General features: G+C 64.9%; 13 protein-coding genes. 8 read left to right on the top strand and 5 right to left on the bottom strand.

The annotated features are described in order from the left end of the window. Window positions 1-16 precede the first annotated feature (16 nt). On the bottom strand, window positions 17-361 hold the full coding sequence (locus tag AC1RZR_RS12840) for a hypothetical protein (protein ID WP_481828585.1): 345 nt from the start codon (window positions 359-361) through the stop codon (window positions 17-19). A gap of 497 nt (window positions 362-858) precedes the next feature. Here AC1RZR_RS12840 and AC1RZR_RS12835 point away from each other — a divergent pair, with 497 nt between their 5' ends. Together AC1RZR_RS12835 and soxR are read left to right on the top strand one after the other, a co-directional pair. Continuing rightward, complete coding sequence (locus AC1RZR_RS12835; protein ID WP_481828584.1) at window positions 859-1,317, top strand: tRNA (cytidine(34)-2'-O)-methyltransferase; 459 nt, start codon at window positions 859-861, stop codon at window positions 1,315-1,317. A gap of 135 nt (window positions 1,318-1,452) precedes the next feature. After that, entirely contained in the window at window positions 1,453-1,896 is a 444-nt protein-coding gene (gene soxR / locus AC1RZR_RS12830; protein ID WP_481828583.1) for a redox-sensitive transcriptional activator SoxR, read from the top strand. A gap of 28 nt (window positions 1,897-1,924) precedes the next feature. On the opposite strand, the gene AC1RZR_RS12825 is transcribed toward soxR, so the two are convergent. Further along, the gene (locus AC1RZR_RS12825) at window positions 1,925-2,182 is read right to left on the bottom strand and encodes a hypothetical protein (RefSeq protein WP_013529975.1); all 258 of its coding nucleotides are present in this window, start codon (window positions 2,180-2,182) and stop codon (window positions 1,925-1,927) included. A gap of 117 nt (window positions 2,183-2,299) precedes the next feature. Here AC1RZR_RS12825 and hemF point away from each other — a divergent pair, with 117 nt between their 5' ends. From hemF to AC1RZR_RS12810, 3 genes are all read left to right on the top strand, one after another. After that, a complete protein-coding gene (gene hemF, locus AC1RZR_RS12820; RefSeq protein ID WP_481828582.1) occupies window positions 2,300-3,214 on the top strand; it encodes an oxygen-dependent coproporphyrinogen oxidase in 915 nt (304 codons plus the stop codon). A 309-nt stretch (window positions 3,215-3,523) separates the two neighbouring features. Continuing rightward, entirely contained in the window at window positions 3,524-3,784 is a 261-nt protein-coding gene (locus AC1RZR_RS12815; protein WP_379100973.1) for a DUF1344 domain-containing protein, read from the top strand. Window positions 3,785-4,005: 221 nt separating this feature from the next. Further along, window positions 4,006-4,191 (top strand): DUF1059 domain-containing protein, encoded by a 186-nt coding sequence (locus AC1RZR_RS12810; protein ID WP_172348929.1) that lies wholly within the window; start codon window positions 4,006-4,008, stop codon window positions 4,189-4,191. Between the two features lie 64 nt (window positions 4,192-4,255). Here the strand turns inward: AC1RZR_RS12810 and AC1RZR_RS12805 are convergent, their stop codons facing one another. The 3 genes from AC1RZR_RS12805 to AC1RZR_RS12795 are packed head-to-tail and all read right to left on the bottom strand — an operon-like array spanning window position 4,256 to window position 6,779. After that, window positions 4,256-5,521 (bottom strand): CCA tRNA nucleotidyltransferase, encoded by a 1,266-nt coding sequence (locus AC1RZR_RS12805; protein WP_481828581.1) that lies wholly within the window; start codon window positions 5,519-5,521, stop codon window positions 4,256-4,258. Further along, on the bottom strand, window positions 5,518-6,150 hold the full coding sequence (locus AC1RZR_RS12800) for a CoA pyrophosphatase (protein WP_481828580.1): 633 nt from the start codon (window positions 6,148-6,150) through the stop codon (window positions 5,518-5,520). Before AC1RZR_RS12800 ends, AC1RZR_RS12805 begins: the two co-directional genes overlap by 4 nt. Beyond that, complete coding sequence (locus AC1RZR_RS12795; protein WP_481829054.1) at window positions 6,150-6,779, bottom strand: DUF1285 domain-containing protein; 630 nt, start codon at window positions 6,777-6,779, stop codon at window positions 6,150-6,152. The genes AC1RZR_RS12800 and AC1RZR_RS12795 overlap by 1 nt, the downstream gene beginning before the upstream one ends. A 142-nt stretch (window positions 6,780-6,921) precedes the next feature. On the opposite strand from AC1RZR_RS12795, the gene AC1RZR_RS12790 reads away from it, so the two are divergent. Genes AC1RZR_RS12790 through AC1RZR_RS12780 form a run of 3 tightly spaced genes read left to right on the top strand, consistent with a single transcriptional unit; the run spans window position 6,922 to window position 11,701 of the window. Next, window positions 6,922-7,926: an AAA family ATPase gene (locus AC1RZR_RS12790; RefSeq protein WP_477270203.1), complete on the top strand. Its 1,005-nt coding sequence runs from the start codon at window positions 6,922-6,924 to the stop codon at window positions 7,924-7,926. Next, window positions 7,926-8,885, top strand: coding sequence for a DUF58 domain-containing protein (locus tag AC1RZR_RS12785; protein WP_481828579.1), 960 nt, complete (start codon window positions 7,926-7,928; stop codon window positions 8,883-8,885). Before AC1RZR_RS12790 ends, AC1RZR_RS12785 begins: the two co-directional genes overlap by 1 nt. Next, the gene (locus tag AC1RZR_RS12780) at window positions 8,882-11,701 is read left to right on the top strand and encodes a DUF4159 domain-containing protein (RefSeq protein WP_481828578.1); all 2,820 of its coding nucleotides are present in this window, start codon (window positions 8,882-8,884) and stop codon (window positions 11,699-11,701) included. The genes AC1RZR_RS12785 and AC1RZR_RS12780 overlap by 4 nt, the downstream gene beginning before the upstream one ends. Window positions 11,702-11,734 lie beyond the last annotated feature (33 nt).

The following is an 11,734-nucleotide window of genomic DNA, read 5'->3' as shown; positions in this document are numbered from 1 at the left end:
ACAAATCTGTTTCCGCTTACGCGGCACGCGAACGTACGATGTCCCCGGAACGCATGGCGTCGCTGGCCGACGGACCGGAATCATCCGGGCCGTCGGCCTTGCTTTGCGCAATATAGGGGCTCGCGGGCATTTCGCCGACAGGCTCTTTTGCTGATCCTGACGGCGTACTGTCCACGATCCGGAGCTTCGGCCCGGGCCGCATCAGTCGGATCAGCCGGCGCACCAGCGACGGCCGGCTGTGGTCGGGAACCGCGCTCGAGAAATCGACATCCGGCAGCATGCCGCGATGCGGCCGGCGGCGGACTTCGGCATGAACCGCCGACGAATAGGTTTCTCCGATCAGCAGCGCCCAGGTCGCCATTTTCCGGTCGTGCAGGCTCCTGGAGCCAGGTATTCTGTAGGGATCGAACATCGGCCCGTCCTCCGTGTGAAAATAGAGATAAAAGGGCGAATCCATATCGTCCGCCGGCATTCGGCCGGAGGCATGGATTGCGTCGGTCGAGACATGACGGCGAGCGTCGGTCCGGACTCGTTCAGGTTGGGCGGTCAGCCCCTTTGACAGTTTGAAAAACATCGCAGGATTCCTTCGAGAGCCGAAAAAGCGTTTCGGCGGGAATCGGTGCGATCAAGTCTTAGAGCGTCAGGAGAATCGTCGTACCGAAACCGCCGTGGGGCGTACAAGCCCACAAGAGGGGCGCTGGATGTGCATGGTCATCATGAATTTCCCCTCCATCGGTTCGGGTTGACAATGGTCGGCATATACAAGACTTCGCAGAAAATGGCCACCCGCAGGTCCAGCAATTTCCAAAACCGCGAGCCCGCTGTGGCCGATCTGCCACTTATTAGAAGGACGCGGAAATGAACGATCGTCTTCGCATCGCGCTCTATCAGCCTGACATCGCCGGCAACACCGGAACAATCCTGCGCTTCGCCGCGTGCCTCGGACTTGACGTCGACATCATCGAACCGGCCGGCTTCCCGCTCTCCGACCGAGCGCTCAAGCGAGCCGGCATGGATTACCTCGAAATGGCTGATCTGACCCGGCATGTCGACTGGCACGCCTTCGAGAACTGGCGCAAGGCCGGCGCGCGCCGGCTGGTGCTCCTGTCGACCAAGGCCGCGATTCCCTATACGAGCTTCCGTTTCGCCAGTGGCGACATCCTTTTGTTCGGCCGCGAATCCGCAGGCGTGCCGGATCCCGTCCATCAGGCGGCGGATGCGCGCCTGACCATCCCCATGCAGGGGGCGGCGCGCAGCATCAACGTCGCGCTTTCCGTCGCTATGGTGGCGGGCGAAGCCCTCCGGCAGCTTGGCTAGGAGTTCGCTGTCAACTCCCGTCATCTTGACCCAGGCGCACGTCGCCGTCTCCTTCGTTTGCACATCCAGGCCTTCTTCGCTACAAGCTCAACTTAACTTGAGGTCAAGCGGAAAAATTGGAGCGGAAAAGTAGCGATGGCGCCGGTAACGGAATTGACGGTCGGCCAGGTGGCTATGCGCAGCGGGGTGGCAGTGTCGGCGCTGCATTTCTATGAAGCCCGTGGCCTGATCAGCAGCCACCGCACATCGGGCAACCAGCGCCGCTACGGCCGCGACGTGCTGCGCCGGGTGGCGATCATCAAGGTCGCGCAGGAGGTCGGCATCTCACTGGCCGAGATCGGCGCGGCCTTGGCATCCCTGCCCGAAGGCCGCACGCCGACGCGCGACGACTGGAACCTTTTGTCGACCGCCTGGCGCGACGGGCTCGATCACAAGATCGCCCAACTCAAGAAACTGCGCGACGGGCTGACCGACTGCATCGGCTGTGGCTGCATGTCGATCGACAAATGCCCGCTGCGCAACAAAGGCGACCGGCTGGCAAGGCAAGGCACCGGCGCGAGGCGGCTTATGGCTGGCTGAGCCCCCTTTGTCGGGGAGCATGCGCACTTCAGTCTGCCGCCGGCAACCGCCTGATGGTGAACTCGATCAGGTCGCCCGGCCGCTCGAACCAGCTTTCGATCTCGGTCCAGTAGGCCTGCTTGGGAAACCGTTCGAACCATTCCTTGGCCTTGAGACGCGCATCTGAACGCGGCAGGACGAAGGTCTCGCGCAGAAAACCGTCCCGCGGCATGCGCACGCGCTCAGCCCGGCTTTGATCGAGCCTCTTCTTCAGGCCATCCAGCGGCGGTCTTGCCGGGGTGCGCACGAAACAACTCCCTTGCACCTTAATGACACTTGACCCTTGCCCCTAAGAGATTAGGGATCGCGCCGGCAAAAGACGAGTCATTTGTAGGGACTAGCTGCCCACAACCGGAGACGGCACTTGGAACGACCTGAAATACCGGCAGGACTGCCCGCCGACATCGAACAGAAGAAGATGAAGGCGCGCCTGTGGTTCGAGGCGCTGCGCGAACGCATCTGCGGCGCCTTCGAGCAGATCGAGGAGGATCTTGGCGGTCCGCTGGCCTCGTGGTCGCCGGGCCGTTTCGAAAAGACGCCGTGGGAACGCGATCAAGGCAAGGGCGGCGGCGGCACCATGTCGATGATGCATGGCCGCGTCTTCGAGAAGGTCGGCGTCCACACTTCGACGGTCTTTGGTGAGTTCTCACCCGAATTCAGGAAGCAGATGCCCGGCGCCGAGGAAGACCCGCGCTTCTGGGCATCCGGCATTTCGCTGATCGCACACCCCTGGAATCCCAATGTTCCGGCTGTGCACATGAACACGCGCATGGTCGTCACGTCTAGCCAATGGTTCGGCGGCGGCGCCGATTTGACGCCGGTGCTCGACCGCCGCCGCACCCAGGACGATCCCGATACCATCGCCTTCCACCGGGCCATGCAGTTCGCTTGCGAGAAGAGCCCCGAGGTCGCCGACTATCCGAAATTCAAAGCATGGTGCGACGAGTATTTCTATCTGCCGCACCGCAACGAGCCACGCGGCACCGGCGGCATCTTCTTCGACTGGCTGCATTCGGGCGAGGACAAGGGCGGCTGGAATGCCGATTTCAACTTCGTCCAGGATGTCGGCCGCTCCTTTCTCGTCGTCTACGGCCACCTCGTGCGCGCCAACTTCAACGAGAACTGGACCGACGGCGACCGTGACGAACAACTCATCCGCCGTGGCCGCTACGTTGAATTCAACCTGCTTCACGATCGCGGCACCATCTTCGGCCTGAAGACCGGCGGCAATGTCGCGTCGATCCTCTCCAGCCTGCCGCCCGAGGTCCGCTGGCCGTAACAAAATGGTGAGCGCGATGTGAGCCGCATTGATGTCCCATTTGCTCGAAATGGGCAGGGAATGTGGCACGCAGCACCCCGAAAAATTTCTTTTTCGTCTAATAGGCGATTGAAAAGACTGGCCTATTTGTTGCGCCGGGTCGGGAAGCGCCGGCGGTTCGCCCGAGCGCAATTCCAGGAAACGAAACCGGTTTCCGTCCTGAATTGCGTCAAGACGAAAGCGAACCGCGACCCGACGCGACCGGACGGCCCAAGACGATGCGGGACATCTTCGTTAAGAGGATGCCCGCCTTCCCAGGAGTACTTCGCAATGCGCAAGATCATTGTTTCGGCTGCCGCCGCTGCCCTTCTCGCCTCCGGTTCGGTGGCATTCGCCGCCGTCAAGCACACCACCGGAACGATCAAGACCTTTGACGCGACGGCCATGAGCCTGGTCCTCGATGACGGATCGTCTTTTACGCTTTCCAAGACCTTCAAGGATCCTGGCCTGCAGGTCGGTGAAAAGGTCCGCGTCTCATGGGAGATGAGCGGCAAGAACAAGGTTGCCGAGGCCGTCAAGGTCGCAAAGTGACGGCCTGACTGCCACGGCAGGACGAGACGATGTCTGGTCCTGTCTCGGGGTAGCGCTAAAAGGCGGAGCAGCTGCTCCGCCTTTTTGCCGTTGACCGCAACCAATACCACCCCATCTGTGTTATGGTTTTCACCCTGCTCCCGGTCCGAAGATTCAACCTTGGACCATGAGCCAAAAAAGTATCGGAGCCTCAGGCTCCACGGAGGAAAAGGAGAAATCCCATGAAGCAATTTCACTGCGGGTCGCTGGTTCCCGGCTGTGACTGGCACACGCGTGCCGACGAGGAGGCCGAGGTCATGCGCCGCGCCGTCGAGCACATGCGCGAGACGCATGGTGAGACGGTCATCCGCGAGACGATGATCGAGGCGATCCGCTCCCGCATCGAGAAGGCCCGCGACGCGGCGTGATCCCACCAATTCCCGGAAAAGTGTCCCGCGGTCTTTCTGTCCGGAATTGCGTTTGACAGATACTCTACCCGGCTTTCAAGGCTTCTGCGGCGCGTTCAAGCAACGCGCCGCGATCGGGCGAAAATCCCGCTTCGACCCATTCCGCCTCAAGGTTCTTGAGGATTTCGCCAAGCTTCGGCCCTGGAACTGCCCCGAGCGCGGTCAGATCGGCGCCCTTTAGCGGAAACAACGGTTTTTCCCATTTCAGGGTGAAGGCAAGCAGGCGCGAAAAACCACCGGCTTCAAGCAGCGCGTCATTGTCCTCGACAGCGCGCACCCGCGCCGCCGCAAGCGACAGCCGCAGGCGGTCGGCAAACCCTTGCCGGTCGCCACGATAGAGCCGCTTCGCCAGTTCGCCCTCGGTCGTCTTCGGCTCGACGGCAGTGGCCAGCGCCCAGTGGCGCAGGCGATCCGCTTCGGCAGTCGAAAACTTAAGTCGCTCGGCGAGCGTCTTCACGCGCGCCGCATCCGGCGGCACGATCGCTTCCAGCCTGAGCAGAGGGTCTGGTGCCCAGCCCAGATCCTTCTCGGCCTTGGTCAGCCCATGGATCGCATCGATGCCCCATTTCTCGCTTTCCGGCAGCGCGGCGGTCAAGACGCTGGCCTGCCGCATCCACAGCAGCGCCCTCGAGGGATCAGGCGCCGACAACAGCTTCTTCAGCTCCGACCAGATGCGCTCGGCCGAAAGCTGGGCCAGCCCTTGCTTCAGCCGGGCACAGGCTTTCAGCCCCTCGGCATCCGGCCGGCCATCGCCATACCAGGCGAAGAAACGGAAGAAGCGCAGGATGCGCAAATAGTCCTCGCGGATGCGCGCTTCCGCATCGCCGATGAAGCGCAGCCGGCGCGCCTCGATATCGGCGATGCCGCCGACCAGGTCGATGACAGCGCCGTCGGCCCCGGCATAGAGCGCGTTGATGGTGAAGTCGCGCCGCTCGGCGTCAAGCTTCCAGTCGCGCCCGAACGACACCTTGGCGCGACGGCCATCGGTCTCGACATCGGCGCGCAAGGTGGTGATTTCATAGGGCTTGCCGCCGGCGACAACGGTGATCGTCCCATGCTCGATGCCGGTCGGCACCGCCTTGAAGCCTTCCGCCTCGGCGCGGCGGATGGTCTCCTGCGGCAGACACGTGGTGGCGATGTCGATGTCGGCGACCGGCTGGCCCATCAGCGTGTTGCGCACGGCACCGCCGGCGATACGTGCCTCTTCACCACCTTCCGTCAGCGCGGCCAGCAGGCGCTGCAGATGCTTGTCGCCGAGCCAGTCGGCCCTGCCCGCGATCGAGACACTCACGCATAAAGCCTTTCGTAAAGCGCACGGATGATGCCGGCGGTGACGCCCCAGATGCGCCGGTCGCCATAAGGCATGTCGTAGAAGAACCATTCGAGATCGTTCCACATGCGGCTGTCGCGCTTGTGGTTGGCAGGGTCCATCAGGAAATGCAGCGGCACTTCGAAGGCGGCATCGACCTCGTCGGCATTCAGGGCGAGCTGGAAACCGGGCCGCACGATGCCCAGCACCGGCGCGATGCGGTAGCCGCTACCGGCGACATAATCGGGCATGCGGCCGATGATCTCGATGCGATCCGGGGCAAGGCCGATCTCCTCGAAGGTTTCGCGCAGCGCCGCCGCTTCCGGACTGGCATCGGTCGGATCGATGGTGCCGCCGGGAAAAGCCACCTGCCCCGAATGGTCGCGCAGCCTTTCGGCCCGTTTGGTCAAGAGAACCGTCGCATCGCCCTCATGATCGACCACCGGGATCAGCACCGCGGCATTGCGCAGCGGCTTGCCCTGGTTGAGGCGCGGATGGCCGGGATTGAAACGATGATCGCCATAGTCGTCGCCGGCATGCGCATCCGGCTGCGCGGCAAAGCGCGCGCGAAAATCCGCTGACGAAAATGGCGCTGGCGGCACCTGGTCCATCACGTGCTCAGCCGCTTCAACTGGTCCGCCGGCATGATCGGAAAGACCGCGCCTTTCGAGCGCACGGCAAACATGGACTTGCCGCCGATTTCGATCTCCTCGCCATGCCCGACCAGCTCGTACATCACCGGCCGCGCCACCAGCGCCTCCAGCCGCCCCCGAACCAGCACATAGGGCTTCAGGCCGCCGGTCTCGTTCTCGTCGACGAAGCGCAGCGGCCGCTCCGGTCCGGCTTCGACCACGTCGCCGACATTGGTGCGGAAGGTGATGATCTGTGCCTCGCCGCTGCCCGAAACATCCATCTCGACGGCGATGAACGGGGCATCGGCGACGCGGATGCCGACCCGTTCCACCGGTGTCACCAGATAAGTCCTGCCGTCAGGGTCCTTTCGCAGCACCGAGGAGAAAAGCTGCACCAGCGGCATGCGCCCGATCGGCGTGCCCAGATAGAACCAGGTGCCGTCGGCCTTGATTTCCATGTCTAGATCGCCGCAGAAGTCGGGATTCCAGCGCTCGACCGGCGCCGCGCCCTTGCCGGCGCGGGCCGCGCGCGAGATCAGTGCCTCGAGGCCGCGCGCCTCAGTGGCGGTCGTAAGGCTTTGTTCGCGATGTTCGGAGTGTTCCGTCATGGTCACGAAATAGTCACTGTTGTTCCGCTTGTCAGCCTAAGTCTGTGATTTAAGTTCGAACATAGGCGCCACGCGAGGCCGAATCGCGGCAACCTGTGCTATGGTGCGGGCCGGTATTTCCAACCACAAGGATCGATGCTGCATGAGCGTGATGGTCAAGGAAAGCCCGATCAGCGAAAAGGACATGATCGCCGAGGCCGAGAAGGCGCTGGCCGACATCTCCAGGATCCGCGACGGGGTCGGCCGGGTCATCTTCGGCCAGGAAAGTGTCGTCGAGCGCACGCTCGTGGCGCTGCTGGCCGGCGGCCATGCGCTGCTGGTCGGCGTACCGGGCCTAGCCAAGACCAAGCTGGTCGAGACGCTGGGCGTCGTGCTCGGCCTCGATTCGCGCCGCATCCAGTTCACGCCCGACCTGATGCCGTCCGATATCCTCGGCTCCGAGGTCATGGAGCAGGACGAATTCGGCAAGCGTTCCTTCCGTTTCATCTCCGGGCCGATCTTCGCCCAGCTTCTGATGGCTGACGAGATCAACCGCGCCTCGCCGCGCACCCAGTCGGCACTGCTGCAGGCGATGCAGGAGTACCACGTCACCATTGCCGGCGCCCGCCACGACCTGCCGGCGCCCTTCCATGTGCTGGCGACGCAGAATCCGTTGGAGCAGGAAGGCACCTATCCTTTACCCGAGGCCCAGCTCGACCGCTTCCTGATGCAGGTCGACATCCTCTATCCCGAAATCGAGGCAGAGCGCCGCATCCTTCTGGAAACCACCGGCATCGAGGACGCGAAGGCGCAGAACGTGCTGCAACCGGTTCGGTTGAAGGAAATCCAGACGTTGATCCGCCGCATGCCGGTGCCGGAAAGCGTCGTCGAGGCGATCCTGACGCTGGTGCGCTCGGCACGTCCTGGCCAGGGCAATGCCGAGACCGACAAGCATGTCGCCTGGGGCCCCGGCCCGCGCGCTAGCCAGGCGCTAATGCTATGCACAAGGGCGCGCGCGCTCTACGATGGACGGCTGGCGCCCTCCATCGACGATGTCCGTGCGCTGGCCGAGCCGGTGCTGCAGCACCGCATGGCGCTGACCTTCGCCGCCCGCGCCGAAGGCACCAGCGTTCGCGACGTGGTGGCGAAGCTTGTGAAAGGGATTTGATGGCGCGCATCGGCGAGGTCCAGGCTCCGGCAGCGACGCGCGACGCGCTCGCCCGTGGCCGGTTGCGGGCCTCGCTTGTGCCCGACCTGCTGGTCGAGGCGCGCCGCATCGTCAACACGGTGATCGCCGGCTGGCATGGCCGCCGCAAGCGCGGCATCGGCGAGAATTTCTGGCAGTTCCGGCCCTATGTCGAAGGCGATTCCTCGCGCATCGACTGGCGCCGCTCGGCCCGCGACGACCATACCTATGTGCGCGACCGCGAATGGGAGGCTGCCCATACGGTCTGGCTGTGGGCCGACCCCTCGCCGTCGATGCTCTACAAGTCGACCGGCGCCAGCGTCTCCAAGCAATCGCGCGCGCTGGTGCTGACATTGGCGATGGCCGAGTTGCTGTCGCGCAGCGGCGAGCGCATCGCCTGGCCGGGCCTCACCGATCCGTTCACCGCCCGCAACGGCGCCGAGCGCATCGCCGCCCAGCTCATGCACGCCGGCGAACTGCCGGCAAAACCCGATTTGTCCGACATCCGCCGCTTCTGCGACATCGTCATCGCCAGCGACTTCCTCGACCCGGTCGAGGAAACGATGGCCTGGCTCGACGTGCTGGCCCGCCACGGTGTGCGTGCCCACCTGATCGAGGTCGCCGACCCGGCCGAGGAAACCTTCCCCTATGCCGGCCGCACCGAGTTCACCGATCCCGAGACCGGCGACAAGCTGACCGCCGGCCGCGCCGAGATGCTCGGCAATGAATACCGCCTGCTCTACACCGCCCGCCGCCACGAACTGGCTGCCTGGTGCAAGCGGCTCGGCTGGAGCTTTACCGTCAACCACACCGATCGGCTGGCTTCCGACGCACTGGTGCGCCTGCACCTGGCGATGACCGCCGACGGCGGCCATGCCGGGCTGACCTCTGGTCATGCCGGGCTGAGCGGTGGCGGTCAGCCCGGAAAGGCCGTCGCATGAGCTGGCTGCCGCTCTCCTTTGGCGCCCCCATGGTGCTGTGGGGCCTGCTGGCGCTGCCGGTGATCTGGTGGCTGCTGCGGCTGACGCCGCCCAAGCCGCAGATGGAAATCTTCCCGCCGCTGAAGATCCTGGCGCGCGTGCTGAAGCGCGAGGAGACGCCGCAGCAAAGCCCGTGGTGGCTGACGCTGCTCAGGCTCCTGATGGCCGCCCTCATCGTCGCAGCACTTGCCGAACCGGTGTTCAACCCGCGCGAGAAACTGCCGGCCGAGGGTGCGGCCCTGGCGCTGGTCATCGACAATGACTGGGCAAGTGCCGCCGACTGGAACAAGCGCGTCGCCACCGCCGAACGGCTGATCAACGACGCCGGTTCGAACGGCGTGCCTGTCATCATCGCCTTCACCGCAGAAAAGCCCAATTCGGAAATCGGACCGTTCGATGCCGCCGCCGCCCTCGACCGGCTGCGCGCCGCCAAGCCGCGACCGATCCCGACCGACCGGCCCGGCGTCTATGCCCGCGTCGCCGGCGTGCTGGACAGCTTGCCCGGCGCCAGCGTCGCCGTGCTTGCCGACGGCCTGGCGGCAAAAGGCGACCAGGCCGCCTTCAACACGCTGTTGTCGAAAAATGCCGCCCGCGTCGTCTGGGCCAGTTCCGACCGGCTGTCGCTGACTGGCCTGACCACCGCCGACAATCAGGTCGATGGCTTTGCCTTGACCGCCATCCGCGCGCCGGGCGACCCGGCCCCGGCGCAAGTCACGGCCGGCGCCTTCGACGACAAGGGCCGCCGCATCGCCGACGCGACGCTGACCTTTTCGCCTGGCGAAACCACCGCCACCGGCACCATGGCGGTGCCGTTCGAGTTGCGCAACGACTTCGCCTCGATCGCGCTCGACGGTGAACGCCAGGCCGGCGCCGTGCGCGTCCTAGACGAAAGCTCCAAGCGCCGTCGCGTCGGGCTGCTATCGCAGGCCGAGGCTGACCAGGCGCAGCCGCTTTTGTCACCGCTCTACTACATCAGGCGCGCGCTGCAGCCCTTCGCCGATCTTGTCGAACCCTCCAGCGCCGACCTCGCCGACGCAATCCCGCAGATACTCGACCAGAAGCCGGCGATGATCATCATGGCCGACATCGGCACCATTCCCGCACAGGTCCGGCAAAGGCTGGTCGACTGGGTCGACAATGGCGGCACGCTGGTGCGTTTTGCCGGGTCACGGCTGGCCGCCGCCGGCAATGACGACGACCTGCTGCCGGTCCGCCTGCGTACCGGAGAGCGTTCGCTCGGCGGCGCGCTGTCCTGGACGTCGCCGCAGCCGGTCACCGAATTCCCCAAGGCCGGCCCGTTCGCCGACCTCGCCCCGCCCACCGAGGTAACTGTCAGCAGGCAGGTGCTGGCGGAACCGACACCCGACATCGTCGAGCGCACCTGGGCGGCGCTCGCCGATGGCACGCCGCTGGTCACCGGACTGAAGAAGGGCAAGGGCACGCTGGTGCTGTTCCATGTCACACCCGAGGCGACCTGGTCGAACCTGCCGATCTCGGGCAGCTTCGTCGAAATGCTGCGCCGCATCGTGCAGCTGTCGCGCAACCAGGGTGCGGCGATCGCCAATGCCGAAGCCGCCGCCACCTCGCTGGCGCCCTACCGCATGATCTCAGCCGACGGCTCGCTGGTGCCGCCGACACCGGACGCACGGCCGCTGGTGCCGGGTCCCGCGCTGGCGGTGACCTTCGAGAACCCGCCCGGCCTCTATGGCTCCGAGACCGGCGTCTTCGCCCACAATTTGCTCGATGCCGCGAGCACGTTCGCGCCGCTGGCGCGCCCGCAAATCACTGTCTCCGTCACATCGATCCAGTATGCCTTTGACGAATCACGCAACCTGAAGGGTGCGCTGGTCGCGGCCGCCCTGTTGCTGATGCTGCTCGACACGCTGGCGGTTTTCTGGATCGGCGGCCTGTTTACACGCCGGCCGCGCCGTGCCGGTGCCGTGGCCACCACCGCCGCGATCCTGATTGGCCTCGGCGCACTGTTTAGCCATGCCGACCTTGCCCGCGCCGACGACGCCAAGCCGGGCGACGAGGTTGCCATCGAGGCCATATCGAAGACCCGCATCGCCTATGTGCTGACCGGCGTGCCGGGCGACGATTCGATCAGCCGCGCCGGGCTCGAAGGCCTGACCCGTTTCCTGGTCGAGAAGACAGCACTTGAACCGGGTGCGCCGGCCGGCATCGACATTGCGAAGGACGAGCTGTCTTTCTACCCGCTGATCTACTGGCCGATTGATCCGGCCGCACCCATGCCGAGCCAGGCCGCGATCGCCCGCATCGACGCCTATATGCAGCAGGGCGGCACTGTGCTGTTCGACACCCGCGACCAGTTCGCCAACGGCATCGGCGCCGATTCGACCAGCCCGGCGACGGAGCGGCTGCGCGACATTCTCGGCAATCTCAACGTGCCGCCTCTGGAACCGGTGCCGTCAGACCACGTGCTGACCAAATCCTTCTTCATCCTGCCCGAATTTCCCGGCCGCTTCAGTGGCAGCCCGCTCTGGGTCGAGGCCTCGCTCGACGCCAGCAATGCCGAGAACCGGCCGGTGCGCACCGGCGACGGCGTCTCGCCGATCATGATCACCGCCAATGATTTCGCCGGCGCCTGGGCGGTCGACGAGAATGGCGATCCGTTGCTGCCGACCGTGCCGGCGGACCCGATGCAGCGCATCTACGCGCTGCGCGCCGGCGTCAACATCATGATGTACATGCTGACCGGCAACTACAAATCCGACCAGGTGCACGTGCCCATACTGCTTGAACGGCTGGGGCAGTAGGATGACGTTCCTCGTAGCGCTCCCTATGCGGAT

Source organism: Mesorhizobium bavaricum (assembly GCF_056781655.1).
This window is presented reverse-complemented; position numbering and strand designations above follow the sequence as displayed.